This window comes from Colwellia asteriadis (assembly GCF_039523295.1).
Lineage (GTDB): Bacteria > Pseudomonadota > Gammaproteobacteria > Enterobacterales > Alteromonadaceae > Colwellia > Colwellia asteriadis.
Window position 1 is genome coordinate 1 of the sequence record NZ_BAAAFA010000018.1, and the last position, 15,648, is coordinate 15,648.

A 15,648-nucleotide genomic window follows, 5' to 3' on the forward strand; every position below is an offset into this window, starting at 1 on the left:
TTTTGTGACTATCAAAATGCTACTCACGCACGAATAGGTGGTTATGTTCATTGATAAATAAAGAAAATGTACTGTAATTAATTTTATATATGGCGCGAAACGTTACGAACATTATTTATTGGTTGGATTGAAACTATATATAGATTGAATTACAGTATAGAAAACTCCGTTGATGGCGAATTAAGTATTTTGATATAGGCAACAAGTATTAGATGAAGTGGCAAACAAACATAAATTAGAAGTAAATTACAATAACCTGTATCAAGATTAGAATTATAAAAGGCAATTTAATGACAACACATCCCGAAAAACAATATTTAGATTTATTGACCTTATTACTAGAAACAGGAAGCGAAAGAGTAGACCGAACTGGCGTAGGCACGAAAGCAATTTTCGGGCATACGATGCGATTTGATTTATCGGAAGGCTTTCCAGTGTTTACGACAAAGCGAGTTTACTGGAAAACGGCATTTAAAGAGATGTTATGGATGCTTTCTGGCGGTCATAATATAAAAGAGCTAGTCGAGCAGAATGTCCACATTTGGAGCGATTGGCCGTATAAAAAATTTATTGATGCTCAACCAGAAGGCAGTGCAGATAAGTCAATAATGATGGAAGAATTTGAACAACGTATCATTACTGATGATGGGTTTGCAAAGCAATGGGGCGATCTTGGTCCTGTCTATGGTAAACAATGGCGTAGATGGAAAACTGAAGATGGACAAGAAATCGATCAAGTATCTCAAGTAATCGATTTACTGAAAAATAACCCGTCATCAAGACGCATAATCTTTGATGGCTGGAATGTTGGTGAACTTGATCAGATGGCACTCCCACCTTGTCATAAGCATTATCAATTTTATGTTGATCCAAACACAAATAAGCTCTCAGGTGCTATGGTGCAACGATCTTGTGATTCTTATCTTGGTCTTGCATTTAATATTGCAAATCTAGCTTTTATTACCACGCTCCTTGCGGAACAAACAGGCTATGGTGTTGGCGAAATTGTGTGGTTTGGTATGGACGTGCATTTATATATGAACCACATTGAACAAGCTAAAAAGCAACTGTCACGTGAACCCAAAGCATTTCCTAAACTAGTTATTAAACGCAAACCTGACTCTCTGTTTGATTACACGATTGATGACTTCGAGTTAGAGGGGTATGACCCGCATTCAGCAATACCAGCACCAGTAGCCGTATAGGAAGTAAATTTGAAATGGCGGGACTAGAGACTTATAACACTCCTGAAAAATTGCGAAAGTTTTTTCAGGAGTTGCTTAGTCAAAATAAATTACCAACTCATAAGGGTAAAGTTGCTCGTTCATTAATAGAGAAAAAATATGGTTTTCAACACTGTTCTTTATCTAACTATCATGGTTTTGATAAGTATCAGTGGTGCAAAAATGTTGTAGATGGTTTTGAAAATGAATTGATTGAAAAAGAAGGTGGAGATATTACTGGTATCAACACTGAACATGGTACGCCCATTCGATTTAGAGAGTTGATTGATAAACTAAGAGAAAATATTGCAGATCTACCTTTAGCTGATCAGGGAAATAGATCAGGTAGAATTTCATTTAGTTCATTTGAAAAGAAGTTTGGCTTCCCTGCACAGTCTTTGGTTGGTAAAACGGAGTCATGGCAATGGGCACGTCATATGCTCAATGAGTTTGATGAAGAACTCTATGAGCAGGGCATCACAGGTACGGTTTGGGAGAGAAAAGTTCCTGACCTCAGAACTTATTTAGAGACTCTTTCAGAAAACAATGAATTACCCATTAATGAGCTTGGAAAGCTTAACCGAAGAGCTGTCATGGTTCACTTTGGAATGCCTGCTAATCAAAGTACAAGTGTGGCTGAAACTCGTGCTCCAAAACTAAAAGAGCTATTCGCAGAATATGATGAATTAATCAATAAGCAAAATTATTCACAGTATGCAGGAGACAAATACAAGGATGCTTTGTCAGAAATACTCCAAAACAGTGAACTTATATTAGATTCTTCATCAAGAGTGATCAGTCTTAAATGGCTAACAGATGAGCTGAATGTTTCGAAAAGCACTATTAGGAATAGCCCTAACCTGATGGCGTTAATTGAGAAAAGAACCAAGGCTCTTTACGAAACACAACAACGTGGAACAACAAAAAAATCGTTTAATGTTTACGGTGCCGCCAATATAAATTTAGGGGCAACTCCATACTCTGAGAAGCATGATCGGGTTTATTCTTTCTCATCACTTATTAAATTATATAATCTTGAGTTTGCCGAAAAAGTTGGCACGACATTTATTGCAATCTGTAACAAGGCCGCAACTGGTACTGTAAAGAATAAGTATTTCCGTATCCTTCACTTTTTCGAATGGTTAGCCAATTCTGAAAATCTAGATAGTAATGTTGCATCTTTACTACGTGATAACAAAAAAATAAATCAAGCCGATTTTGGTCGTGCTTGTATGGCATATCGAGCAGCTTTATTACTTGAGAATCCTAATACTAATTTGAATACACACATTATCACGCAATTTGGTGATGCCAGAGTTATTCCCAAGTACACGTTTTTAACGAAAGGCAGAGTCAATAAAGACAGAGGTCACAGACAATCCATTCTTGAAGCTAGCATTAAAAAAGACGAGATAGAGCGTGTAGAGGAAATTTTAACCGATGCAGCCAAATATCGGGGTATAGAATTAAGCCAAGGAAAAGATACTAAGGCTTTTTTAGAAACGTTACTATTTGAAAAGGCGAACAAACCTGATTTACCAGAAGATCTTTCTCAAGCTATGCAGGAGATCACTGAGTCAAGGTTATTAGAAATACAGATTCAGGCGAGTAAAATCTTTAGACAATGGCAAAAGCTCCACAAAGAAAGTGCTGTCCTACTTGACCTAGCAACGGTAGATTGTGATGAATTTCGTTCAATGCTTGAAAAGCGAGAGTCCATTTCTTCTTACGTGTGGTCTCAATACATCAAAGATGTATTTCCTATTGATGATAAACAACTTGCCCTTGCTAACTTACTTACGGTAATAAAAGAAGTTTACAATTCTTGTCCTCCTAATGCAGCAACAACCAACATGCAAATGTGGAACAAAAAATATCAACTTTTTGGTGGCATTGAACGAGTTGCGTCTTATCTCGTGCCAACGCGCAAGGCTATTAGTTCCGCATTAACGTTATATCTATGCGAAAGCGGTGCTAATGTTGCTGTTGCATTAACACTGCCTAAAGATTGTGTTCGTAAGTCAGGCGTTGCTCAGCATAAAAAGGTGGTAGGTAAAAAAGACAGATCCTTTGGCAAGCTTATTTACGATGATCTGACTGTAAAATCCAACAATGAAGAATGCGTAAGTGCCATAAATGCCCTTGACTATATTTGTTCGGTGCAACCTAAAATCAATGATGATACGTTGCAATATTATCAGAAAGGCGCTTTTCAGCCGCTAACTGAATTTGCATTTAGGGATGAATTTAAAGCTATATGCAATCAATCTGACTATTTAAAACAATTTAGACTTGTACCTTCAATGCTTAGGCCAACGGTTTTGCTCAATGTTCAACTTAAAGACCCTGCTAACCTTGGTGTGGCGCAGCTTATCGCTCAACATGAATCAGGCTCAACTACAGAAGGTTATACCAACAAGCTGCCACATCGAATTCAAATGGAAAAAGATATGCTGGAATTCCAGCAAACTATTGAAGTTGTCATGGTATATGACGATGAGAAAGTACATGAAAAGTTGGACATTGATCAAAAAGAATGGACGGATAAGAAACAAAAAGTAGAAAAAACTGGCTGGGGCGTTTTCTGTAAAAGCAGGGAAATTATTACAGAGGCAGGTGAGAAGGTAAAATGCAGCGAAGTAGAAAACTGCGTTAGGTGCAAACATGATCGAATGCTTGTAAGTGCTGATCCAATATCCATTGCCGATATGATCATTTGGAAGACCTCACTAGAGAAACATGAAATAGACTTTACAGCTAAGAATATGAACAAATGGACGGATATTTGGGTGCCTTGGCAAGCATTTTTTACCGTGGTTTTGGAAGAAAAAATGACACGAGGCAAACTTAGTTTGATCAAAAAGCAAGCGACTGAAGTCGCAAGTCAAAGGATGAATGACAGTAACTTTGTAATGCCGGAGCCTTGGTGATGAGTAACTTAGCCTTACTAGAGGTTTTTCAAGATCCTGATGCCGAGAGCATATTTGAAAACCATAAAAAAAACTGGCCTTGGCTCAGTAATATATCGATAGCTGAAAACTCAATTGAAATAACAGATACCGTAGGTGAAAAACGTAAGAAATCGACCGTTGATCTTAATATTAAACTTCTCGATGGCAGTAGATTAACAGATAAGCGAAACAAAGAATTTTATGAATTGCTACTTGAATATGTTGAGGTTTTCCGTTTACACAATCCGGTAATAGGAGCATCTGTTCATGCACAGCGCATAAGCTCCCTTCTTTCTTTTATTTGCTGGCTAAGTCAGTACAAAATACGGTCGTTGTCAAAAGTAACCTCTACACATCTTGAAAAATTCTCAAATGATGCAGCCTTTGGTGCAGAGTTTTCTCTAAGCATTCCTGAGAAAGTTTTTAAGGCAGTTCAAAAACATTTGCTTGAGGGGAATAAATTACCATTTAGGCAAGCCAATACACTAAGAAGAACTGAAGTGTATAAAATGGTTGGTGTTGATGGTTTGCCAATAAGAAACTTTTCTTATACCACTCGAATTATTGATTGGTACGAGCATCAGTTAAAACATAATTTCAAAGGAGTTGAATTAGAAAAACTCACAGTTCAAGACATTTTAGAAGAGCTGGATCTTATTCCGAACATTGTTACTATTCAGGATCTGCACAGAAAGCTGGTGCCATTGGAAGAGATTTGGAGTTGGCAGCATTATTTCAAAAGCAAACCTTTTTCTAATAACCCTTTCCCAGAAGGTTCATCAAAAGCAGCAAGCAGGCTTGGCTCTGAAACCAAACGTACTAAAACTATACCGCCTAAGGTAGCGTTTTCTATGATGAGGGAATGCGCCAATTGGGTGTTGAACTATGGTGATGAAATTGTTGATTTATATTCTTCAGGTGCCGATGCTGAAATTGCAATAAAGCGATTATCTGATAAAGGCTTAAATCTTAACATTAGGGACGGAAAGCAAAGCCATAATGGAGTAGTAACCCTCGAAGGGGTTGTACGCTCTCTTGCTTCCGCGTGTTTTACTGTTATTGCCTCATTGACAGCAAGACGAAAAGAGGAAATTTTTGATCTGGGTTACAAATGTATCGATGAAGATAGAGGCGATGGTGCTTATTGGTTAACGATATATATTGAAAAAACCAGCCAGCGATATGATCTATGCCCAGTACCAACCCTAGTTAAAAAAGCCATTGATATACTTGAAAAGCTAAGCGAAAAAGCAAGAGAGCAGTCTGAAGTTGATTCTCTGTGGCAATACGTTTCCAGAGAAGGTGAACTAGTTCAATTAAACGATCAACAGATAAGAAATAGTCTTCAGGATTTTTATACATCTTTTGTAGATGAAGATTCATCACACGAGTGGAAATTCTCATTTCATCAATTTCGCAGAATGTTTGCCTTGCTCTATTACTATCGTTTTGAAGGAGCTTATATCGGAGCACTCTCTTATCATTTACGTCATTTTAATATCGAAATGACTAAGCGATACATCACTGATGAAAAGTTTATGAAGGAAATGAAGGAAATCGGAGAAGGTTGGACTGCCAGTTTCTTAAGAAAAGTGGTATCTGGTAAGACTAAACTAGGTGGCAAGAGTGGCGAAAAAATCAAGCATAAACTATCAGATTGGTTAAAACATTTCCGTGGCAAGGTTGATGTAGTTGAGCGTGAGCGAGTTGTTGAAAAACTTACACGCTATATGAAACGGGTAGGAGCTGAATTTACCCAACAGGCTTGGGGAACAATTTGCGCTTGTCCAAAGAAAACATCATTAAGAAAACACTCAAATTGTGCTAACGAAAAGGGTGAACCTAATATTGAGAAAGGATCAGTCGAAACTTGTGGCGGTTGCGCATTTGCAGCTTATACAGATCGTTTCTCAGAAGCCATTTCTGATGATATTGCAGCAAGAAAAAAGACTAAGTCTTTTTGTGAAAAAGGCTCAGTGCTAGATGAAATCACTGGTATACAAATTATTTCGCTACAAGAGTTGTTAACAAAAGCTGAAGCGGTATCACCCTTTGAGGTGCCAAATGACTAACCCTACAAGTAATGCTGAGAAGGCGAAAAAGCTGGCTGAACAGGTTGAACTTCGTCTTAAAGTTCTAAATGAAAAGCTTGAAGGCGAACACCCTGAACTTGAGACCCCTACCAGCCTGACACAAGTGCGTAACTGGATTGATGATGAGCTAGGGATTAAAAAAATTGGCAGTCCAAGTTCATTCGTTATGTCGCATCAGGAACATGGTCGAAAAGTTACAAAAATTGCAAAGTGCTTAGAAACGCTTAAAAAACAAAAGAAGCCACCTAAAAAGCCTAGAGAACAAAAATTAACTGAATTAAAAGCGAAGAACAAAGAACTCAATGAATCACTGACCAATGCTGCCAACAAATATGTTCAATATTCTCAAGAAACTAAACGACTAAAAGAAGAGTTGTTACTAAGTAAAAGTAAGGCAGAAGGCTTAACAGAAGAGTTAGAAGAAACTGCTGAAGAGTTAAGGATGATGCGTGATGAAGTCATTTTGCTACGTAAAAAACTAGCACAATACGAAACTAACAAAGCTTCAAAAGTGACTAAGGTAGAGTTTGGTAAAGGTGGTAATAATGCGAACTGACAACCAGAGTAAACGGAAGAGTTTAGAATCAAATCTGGATGAGCTTCTTAAGTCCTCTTTTGAAAGCGATAGCATTGAGGTGATCAACGGCAGAATTAATCGAACATGGGTACGAGAAGCCCTTGGTTGTGGTGCAAATTGGGTTTCGCAAAATGACCATGCCACTGATGTAATTACAGAGTATGAGAAGAAACTTAGAGCTAATGGATTTCAGATAAATGCCAACCCCTCTCCCGGAGTTAAAGACAAAGAAGCCAAGCAATTAATGCAAAGAGTATCGAAGTTAGAACAACGCAATGCGCAGTTACTTGAGGATAACAGTCGTTTCAAGGCAAAATTGTATGAATATGGCTGGCTTGATTCTGATGATGAACTTGCTGCGCAGGGACGTTTACCGTGGTAAATGTTGTTGAGGACGTTGAAGTTAAACGCGTGCGCTATAAAAGCGATAATGGTTGTGTTTTTAAAGCCGTTATTCTTAATAACGATGGGAAGCACACAGATAAGCAGGTCAACGTACTTCTAACTGGCAAATTAGCGGGCGAAGGTTTTCGTTTATACCAAGGCCAACGTTTTAAGGTTAAAGCTCGCCAACATGGTGAATATATCAATAAGCATACTGGAGAAATTGAAGAGCAAATTAAGGCAACCAGTATCGTTGAACAACAACCGAAAGGTGAAAATTTCATTTCATATATTGCCTTTAATGACATATTCGCCAATATCGGGATTAAAACAGCAACGGCTTTGTATAAGGTGTTTGGTAAAGATATTTACCGAGTCTTGAATGAAAAGAATTTTGAAGCCTTATCACAGATAGAAGAACTCACCGAAGACAAAGCTTATACCCTTGTTCATGGTTGGCATCATGATAAAAAAGGCAAATTGGTTGAGTGGTTAGAGCTATATCGCTTACCTGTATGGCTTGGACGAAAGATAATTGCTGCTTATAGCAATGATGCAATCGTAAAACTGGAAGCAGATCCTTATCGACTCATTGCTTTCGCTGTGACATGGAAGAAGGTTGACAAGATAGCAACGGAACAATTTACAATAAATCCTAATGATCCTCGAAGACTTCACGCAGCAGTAACTGAAGTTCTGTTTGCAGCATATACAGATGATGGAAATACGGCTTTAAATGCGAACGTTTTAGTTAAGTCAGTTTCCAAACGTATTGGTAGTGACTTAGCGAAACAAGCATTAAAGCAAGTATATGCCAACGGTGGTTTTGTGATGTTAACCCCTGATCTTTATCAGAGCCGTGGTGCTTCGCTTCAGGAAAATTTTATTGCAGATGAAGTATTTAAACGAACCTCCAGCCAACAGGAGTTACTGGACAGTAACATTCAAGCCTACCTAACAACATGGCAAAAAGAAAACTACCCGTTAACTGATGAACAAACTCAAGCGGTTCATTATGGTTTATCAAAACCACTGTCAGTGATCACAGGTGGTGCAGGTGTTGGCAAAACAAGTGTGTTAGAAGCACTGCTTTATGTATTAAATCAGTCAGGTGGCATGGCTATTCAAATGGCACTTGCAGGTAGAGCAGCTAAACGAATGCAGGAAGCAACAGGGGAAGATGCTATAACCATAGCAGGTTTTCTTAATAAATTAGATCAAGACAAACTTCAATCGGCAACACATATCATCATTGATGAATGCTCTATGGTCGATCTTTATTCAATGGTAAGAATTTTTAAACGCCTTGAATCCTCACAAAAAATTATTTTTGTTGGAGATGCAGCTCAATTACCGCCTGTTGGTGCAGGAAAAGTATTTCATGTGCTGTCAGACTCACTGAGCGTGCATGTAACAAGACTAACCAAAGTTTGGCGGCAAGATGAGAGTACAGGTATTCCAATGGTCTCACAGAGTGTTAGAGAAGGTATTTGGAATATGTTACCTGTTTATAATGGTAAAAATGCAGGTGTTTCAGTTGTTAATGCTGTTTCTGAAAACATTTTTGGAAAAATCGAAAAAGTTTTTAATAAGCTAGGCGGCATTGATGAACAAGCTGATGTAAAAATTATTTGCCCTACAACAAAGGATTCTGGTTGGGGGACGCTTGGTATTAATCGCAAGCTGTCTCAAATATATGCTGGTGACAATCAACAGGTTTGCTTAACTCGTGGCAATAGTGCTCCAGAGCCAACAGGGTTAAAAGTTGGTGATGTAGTCATGGCAACCGTGAATAACTGGGAAAAGGACATCATGAATGGCTCATTGGGCAAGGTTATTCGATTAGCTACTATTAGTGAAGTTGACGAGGCTCAGCGAGCTAGTTTACCTCTTCCGATTATTTCTGTTGCTTTTGACAATGGAGAAGTGCTGCTTGATGAAAACGATATTGAAACACTTCAATGGGGATATGCTATTACATGTCATAAGGCGCAAGGCTCGCAATTTCGCAGAGTTATCATACCTGTCATCAATGGAAGAATGATTGATCGCACATGGATTTATACTGCACTTACCAGAGGCATTAAACAGGTTGTATTTATAGGTAATATTGATCTTATCAAGCAAGCTGTTAATAAGCCGCCAACAATTGATAGTCGAATTGTTGGACTTAATCATCATATTGAGCAATTACAGCTTAGCCAGATAAGTAAGTTCGCCTAATGATTTTTTATAAAACAACCGATGAAGACTGTATTTTGCAAGGAGCATTTAGTAAATCATCCTACAGCGGCATTCCTGTTTTTTTCGATAGCAATGGTGTTGTTGAGGGAGTGAGTAATTACCTGATTTTCAAGGCGATAAAAGATACTGATGAAATTACATCTGTTACAACTTATGCCTATCAACTGCAAACATTCTTAAGGTTTATTGATGAAAAAGGAAAAGGATTATCATGGCAAAGCGTTACTGACGGGCATCTGGTTGAATTTCGAGATACAAAGATAAAAAGTGGTAATAAAGACAGTTATGTAGCTGGTGTTTTACGTACTGTTTTTGATTTTTTTTTATGGGCTGAGCGTAATAAAGTTATTCGTCACCATGTCGCCATTTACAATGACGACAGGGAATATGCTATCTCTGCCGAGAAAACGAAAACTAGTTGGAAATGGCCGCATATACCATCGTCAACGTCTAAAGCTAAACCAACTCCTACCAATGATGATCTTGAAATACTGCATGTAACAACGATTGAAGAATCAGATGTTGTTGGAACACGTGATTCTTTGATCTTTACCATATATGAGCGCTCTGCTCGCAGAATGGAAGCGTTACAAATTAAAGTATCTGATGTACCAGACTGGGAAGACATTGAAGCCTATCAAGCGGAAAACAAGGTTTTTTATGTAGAAGTAAAAGGGAAGCGAAAAATAGATCGTGACTTGGAGTTTCTTCCCGAAACAATGGAATTACTTCGTGAGTATATTGAAAGTGAACGAGCTGATGCTGTAAACGCAGCTAAAAAACGAAACAAGTTTTACAAAGAGCCAGATGATCTTTTTCTTGCTGCAACAACGGGGAAGCCATTAAATAAACAATATATTTCTCGTAGACTTTCAGGCTTAATGAAAAAGGCAGGTGTTTCAGGGACAGGCCATCGTGTCAGAGCCAAAGGGCTAACTGATATTGTTGCTGCCTTTGATGGTTTTGATGATCGGGGACAACCAAAGTCTGCACAAGATGTATTGATAAGAGCGGCTGAAAAAGCAGGTCATTCAAATCCGCAATCACTTCGTCACTATTTAGCTCTATCGCGTAGCGAAGGTTTAGCAGCAAAAATGAATAACATTGAGTTGCTTCGAGATCTGGGAATTAAAGTACAAACACGTAAAAAGCAGCTTGCTGATATCGACAAAGCGAATGATTTATTTGAAGCAATACTGAATGATTTAAATGTAGAAGGTGAACTACTTAAATTTCTTGAACAATATTTAGGCAAACAGAAGGTAAGTGAAGTAAAAAGTTAAAATTTATTAGATGGTTGATAAATCTTTATAATACAATCTGTTAAGTTTGGTGTAGGGGGGGGGTAAAAGCTTACTTTATTTAATTTTTATAAAAATAATTGCTTGACGAGGTGATTTTAAGTGGGTTAGTGTTTTGAACACTAAATATTCAAAGGAATGAATACCTCAAGGAAAGTATGTCGTTATTTAGAAAGGAAGCTGTTTCCCATCAAAGTGAGCGTTTAACAGGTGCTATAACCTTAGCTCAACCATTATCTATCAAGCTAACTGTGCTAATCTTAGTATCTGTTGCTATAGCAATTGTCGCTTTCCTTTTTAGTGCTGAATACTCTCGTAAAGAAACCGTGCGTGGCTTTTTAATGCCAAATAAAGGCGTTATTAAAAGCTTCGCTAACCAAGGCGGCACCATAGAAAAACTTTGGGTTAAAGAAGGTGATAAAGTCACTAAAGGACAGTCTTTAGCAACACTTCTAGTACAACAAAGCAATAGTGAAGGTGTTGACTTAAGTAAACAGCTTGCTGACCAACTTAATACTCAAACAAGCTTATTAAGTGATGAGATAACTCAACACCAAGCCTTAAAAGCGCAAGAGATACTTAACTTACAAGCTCAACATACAGCGTTAGAAAGTGAACAAATAGCACTTGAAAGTCAATTAGCATTATCTGAAGAAAAGTTAACATTGTTGAATGAACAGCAACTAGACTTTAACCAGCTCAATAAAAGTGGTTATTTATCTAACTTAGAAAAAGAGCGTCAACAACAGGCTTTACTTGAAGCAAAACAAGAGAAACAAAATATAGCTCGCCTATTGCTACAACAAAAAAACAAATTAAACCAAGTTACCTTTAATATAAAAAATATTCCTCAACAGTACACTTTACGGATTAATAACCTTAAACGTCAGAAAGCAGATCTTCAGCGTCAATTAGTCCAAGTAGCAAGTAATTATAAATACACTATCACTGCTAGTAATAATGGAGTAGTAACTGGTATTCAAGTTGTTGAAGGGGAAACACTGTCGCAAAGCAAAGCGCAATCTAAGCCTTTGTTGCATATTTTACCTGAAGGCTCAGAGCTGATTGCTGAATTGCTATTACCTACCCGTTCTGCTGGTTTTGTTCAGTTAGGAAATAATACTCGATTAAGGTTTGACGCATTTCCTTATCAACGCTTTGGCTTTATCAAAAGTGAAATTACCCGTATAGATCAGACCTTAATCTCTCCTAACGAAATTCAGTTACCAATCTCATTACAAGAGCCTGTTTACCGCCTGCGAGCAAAGTTAAATCAACAACAAATGCAAGCATTTGGCAAAGCATTTGATTTGAAAAGCGGCATGTTGTTTGAAGCCGATATCATGTTAGAACAACGTACGTTAATTGAATGGCTACTTGAACCCATTTATAGCTTAAAAGGTCGAGTTAGCTAAGTGAAGAGTATATAAACTAAAAGAGTTTTTCTGATGAGATCGTTTGTTTAAGAGAAATAATCTTGTTGGAAAATAGAGCGGCTGACTTTAGTCGAACTTTAGCGAGACAACTAAAGGCAGCCAAATTAATTGCAACCTTAATTTGAGGATTGCAAATCAACAACCCGATAATTAAATATCGGATTACTGGAGTATAACATAATGCGTGAATTAAACGTTAAAGAAATTGAAAGTGTAAATGGCGGTATCACATGGTATGCAGCTATGGCAGGAGCTGCCGCCTATATGGCCATTATTGATTATAGTATGCAATTTGGACGTGGTCTTGGTGGTGGGTTATATGATTCGATTCACAGACCTTAATCATTTGTCATAGGGAAATATAAAAATGAAAGCAAAAAGTGAAATTAGAGAGTTAAACAATCATGAACTTGATTTAATTCAAGGAGGGCGAAGTAGCTGGGAAAGTATTGGCTATGGTGTTGGTCGGGCTTTTGGGTGGTACTATAATAATGTACTGATTGGGACTCCTTGGCCATAAATACAAACAGGGTGCGTATCATGAATATAGTTAAAATTTTAATAACTATTGCTGCTTTATCTGGATTATTTAAATCAGGTTATGAATTTATCTTTTATGAACAAAGTATTGTTTTGTCTGGATACTTCCAAACGTCAGTATTATTTATAATATTACTTACTTTATTAGAGAAAAATTTAAAAAAAGCAGAACCTCTTAACGAGAGAGGTTAATTGATCAGTAAGAAAGCGAAGTGAATCTTATAAAAGCTTCGCTTATTTTACAGAAATAAAAAAAGACTATATCTATCGTGAATTATAGATATGAAAATGAATTATAATAAAATATTTTTTTACATTAACACACTGATGCTATTTATTTGGGGTTATGCAATTCAATCTTTGGATTCTAATGAAATATTAGTCTTAGAATAAATTAATGGCTCAAATGTTTTTTTTATTATCACCCCTATATTAGCACCAATAACTTTTTACGACACTTACAGGCGAGAATAGCTCAAAAATTGATTGGCTAATTTGTATAGCATCTGTAGGGTTTTCCATTATCAGTGTTGTATTCTTTTTCAATTAATATTGATTACCAACCCTATTATATTTAAGTTAAATAAATGCTATGAAAACAGAAACTATAATTGCAAATTGCTTTTAATTTACTCAGTAGAAATTTATTATTATGTCAACATCATCAGATCAACTGTTAGCTTTTTCAGTTAATAAATCAGTACCTTTACTCTTGCAATCTGAAATTGCAGAGTGTGGCTTAGCTTCATTGGCTATGGTTGCCAGCTTTCATGGCCATCAACTTGATATGCCTGCTATGCGTAAACGCTTTTCAGCCAATTTAAAAGGGATGAACCTTCAGCAGTTAATTGAATTAGGTGATAGTTTAGGTTTGGCCAGCCGTGCTTTACAATGCCCTATTGATGAAGTGCATAAATTAGCGGCACCTTGTATTTTACATTGGGATTTAAATCATTTTGTGGTGTTAACTCAGGTTTCTGGTAAAGGGAAATCAGCTAAATTCTCTGTAAATGATCCCGCAATAGGTAAACGAACATTAACTGTTGATGAATTTAGTAAGCACTTTACTGGTATTTGTTTGGAGTTGACTCCCACCAGTAAATTTGAAGTAAAACAAGAACAAGCTCAAATGAAGTTCACTCAATTGTGGAGTTCAATGTCTGGGTTAAAAACGGGGCTTTTCAAATTAATTGGTTTGTCTCTTGTATTACAGCTATTTGCTTTAATGACCCCTTATTACATGCAATGGGTAGTTGACGAGGTTTTAATTAGTTTTGATGAACCGTTGCTTACTGTATTGGCTATTGGTTTTGCTTTAATAGCTATTATTTCAGTGATCACTAATGCTGTTCGAAGTTGGTTAATATTACGTCTTTCTAGCTTGCTTAATATGCAAATGGGGGTAAATCTCCTTAGGCATCTATTACGCTTACCAATGAACTACTTTGAATCACGGCATATTGGCGACATCGTTTCTCGCTTTGGTTCCTTAGCACAAATACGTGAACGTATTACCACGGGTTTTGTTGAAACCTTAGTGGATGGGGTAATGGCTATCACCGTATTGATCATGATGGCGTTTTATTCATTGAAACTTACCGCAGTGGTACTTGGCGCAATAGCGTTATATACCATAGTGCGTTTAGCGCTATATCGTCCGCTGCATCAAGCGACTGAAGAGATGATTCAAAACTCAGCGAAAGAGCAATCAAACTTTTTAGAGAACATTCGCGGTATGCAAACCATTAAGCTGTTTGGTAATGAGTCTCAACGTCAGGGGGTTTGGCAAAATCGCTATGCTGAAGTTATTAATAGTGAGATCCGTTTAGGGCGTTTAAATATCAGTTTTGATTCCTTTAATAAACTGTTATTTGGTTTAGAAAATGTCTTAGTGATTTATTTTGCCGCTATTATGGTAATGGCAAATACTTTATCCGTTGGTATGGTATTGGCTTTTATCGCCTACAAAGGTCAATTAACTGATAGGTTTGCCAACCTTATCGAGCAAATTATTCAATTCAAAATGATGCGTTTACATCTTGACCGTATTGCTGATATTGCATTAACTGAGCAAGAAGCTAATAGAGAAGGTGAAGCTACTTTTTCAAATAGCGAAGGTCAAGAGCCAAAAGGCCAACTAACGCTTGAGAATATCTGTTTTAGTTACAGTGATGAGCAAGCACCAATTTTAAATAATATTAATTTAACTCTTGAAGCGAGTGAATCTATTGCTATTACAGGCCCATCAGGAGCTGGCAAAACCACTTTAATGAAAATTATGTTGGGTTTATTGCGGCCCACTTCAGGTAAAGTCTACTTGGATGGTAAAGATATTACTCAAGTTGGACTTAAAAATTATCGTAAAAAAATAGCGGCAGTTATGCAAGACGATACACTACTGGCTGGGTCTATCGCAGATAATGTTAGTTTTTTTGATCCGCAGCCTAATTATTTAAAGATAGAGCAATGTGCTCATTTGGCAGCTATTCATGATGATATCACCAAAATGACAATGGGCTATAACTCATTAGTTGGCGATATGGGATCTAACTTATCGGGTGGTCAAATACAGCGATTATTGCTTGCCCGTGCGCTTTATCAATCGCCTAGTGTGCTATTTATGGATGAAGCAACCAGCCATTTAGATAAAGACAATGAAGCTAAAATTAGCGAGCAAATTCAGCATCTACCAATGACACGCATCATGATCGCTCACAGGCAAGAGACTATTAATATGGCTGAGCAGGTCTATCATTTAGAAAACGGTATTTTAGTTAATTTATCAGATGAACAATGCAAAACTGCCAGTTGATCATAAAATGTGGTACTGTAGGGTAATTAAGATTAGGCTTTAGTTTTGTGCGAAACGATTTTAGATATAACCCCCAATGTCACAAAA

Annotated in this window: 12 protein-coding genes; all 12 read left to right on the forward strand. The window is 37.2% G+C overall.

What is annotated here, in order from left to right; genetic code table 11:
* Positions 1-290: 290 nt before the first annotated feature.
* The 12 genes from thyA to ABD005_RS17865 all read left to right on the forward strand — a co-directional run bounded on the left by thyA (position 291) and on the right by ABD005_RS17865 (position 15,561).
* Positions 291-1,205, forward strand: a complete 915-nt coding sequence (gene thyA, locus ABD005_RS17810) for a thymidylate synthase (RefSeq protein ID WP_343819085.1) — start codon at positions 291-293, stop codon at positions 1,203-1,205.
* Positions 1,206-1,219: 14 nt separating this feature from the next.
* Positions 1,220-4,153, forward strand: a complete 2,934-nt coding sequence (locus ABD005_RS17815; protein WP_343819087.1) for a hypothetical protein — start codon at positions 1,220-1,222, stop codon at positions 4,151-4,153.
* Positions 4,153-6,246, forward strand: coding sequence for a tyrosine-type recombinase/integrase (locus ABD005_RS17820; RefSeq protein ID WP_343819089.1), 2,094 nt, complete (start codon positions 4,153-4,155; stop codon positions 6,244-6,246). The genes ABD005_RS17815 and ABD005_RS17820 overlap by 1 nt, the downstream gene beginning before the upstream one ends.
* Positions 6,239-6,823 carry a hypothetical protein gene (locus ABD005_RS17825; protein WP_343819091.1) on the forward strand — a complete coding sequence of 195 codons (585 nt, stop codon included), beginning with the start codon at positions 6,239-6,241 and terminating at the stop codon, positions 6,821-6,823. The genes ABD005_RS17820 and ABD005_RS17825 overlap by 8 nt, the downstream gene beginning before the upstream one ends.
* Complete coding sequence (locus ABD005_RS17830; RefSeq protein ID WP_343819093.1) at positions 6,813-7,226, forward strand: hypothetical protein; 414 nt, start codon at positions 6,813-6,815, stop codon at positions 7,224-7,226. The genes ABD005_RS17825 and ABD005_RS17830 overlap by 11 nt, the downstream gene beginning before the upstream one ends.
* On the forward strand, positions 7,220-9,451 hold the full coding sequence (locus ABD005_RS17835) for an AAA family ATPase (RefSeq protein ID WP_343819095.1): 2,232 nt from the start codon (positions 7,220-7,222) through the stop codon (positions 9,449-9,451). The genes ABD005_RS17830 and ABD005_RS17835 overlap by 7 nt, the downstream gene beginning before the upstream one ends.
* Complete coding sequence (locus tag ABD005_RS17840; protein ID WP_343819097.1) at positions 9,451-10,755, forward strand: tyrosine-type recombinase/integrase; 1,305 nt, start codon at positions 9,451-9,453, stop codon at positions 10,753-10,755. Before ABD005_RS17835 ends, ABD005_RS17840 begins: the two co-directional genes overlap by 1 nt.
* Before the next feature lie 176 nt (positions 10,756-10,931).
* Positions 10,932-12,188 (forward strand): beta-barrel domain-containing protein, encoded by a 1,257-nt coding sequence (locus tag ABD005_RS17845; RefSeq protein ID WP_343819099.1) that lies wholly within the window; start codon positions 10,932-10,934, stop codon positions 12,186-12,188.
* A gap of 201 nt (positions 12,189-12,389) precedes the next feature.
* A complete protein-coding gene (locus tag ABD005_RS17850) occupies positions 12,390-12,551 on the forward strand; it encodes a hypothetical protein (RefSeq protein ID WP_343819101.1) in 162 nt (53 codons plus the stop codon).
* A 25-nt stretch (positions 12,552-12,576) separates the two neighbouring features.
* A complete protein-coding gene (locus tag ABD005_RS17855) occupies positions 12,577-12,729 on the forward strand; it encodes a hypothetical protein (RefSeq protein WP_343819102.1) in 153 nt (50 codons plus the stop codon).
* Positions 12,730-12,749: 20 nt separating this feature from the next.
* A complete protein-coding gene (locus ABD005_RS17860) occupies positions 12,750-12,941 on the forward strand; it encodes a hypothetical protein (RefSeq protein ID WP_343819104.1) in 192 nt (63 codons plus the stop codon).
* Positions 12,942-13,401: 460 nt separating this feature from the next.
* Entirely contained in the window at positions 13,402-15,561 is a 2,160-nt protein-coding gene (locus ABD005_RS17865; protein WP_343819105.1) for a peptidase domain-containing ABC transporter, read from the forward strand.
* Positions 15,562-15,648 lie beyond the last annotated feature (87 nt).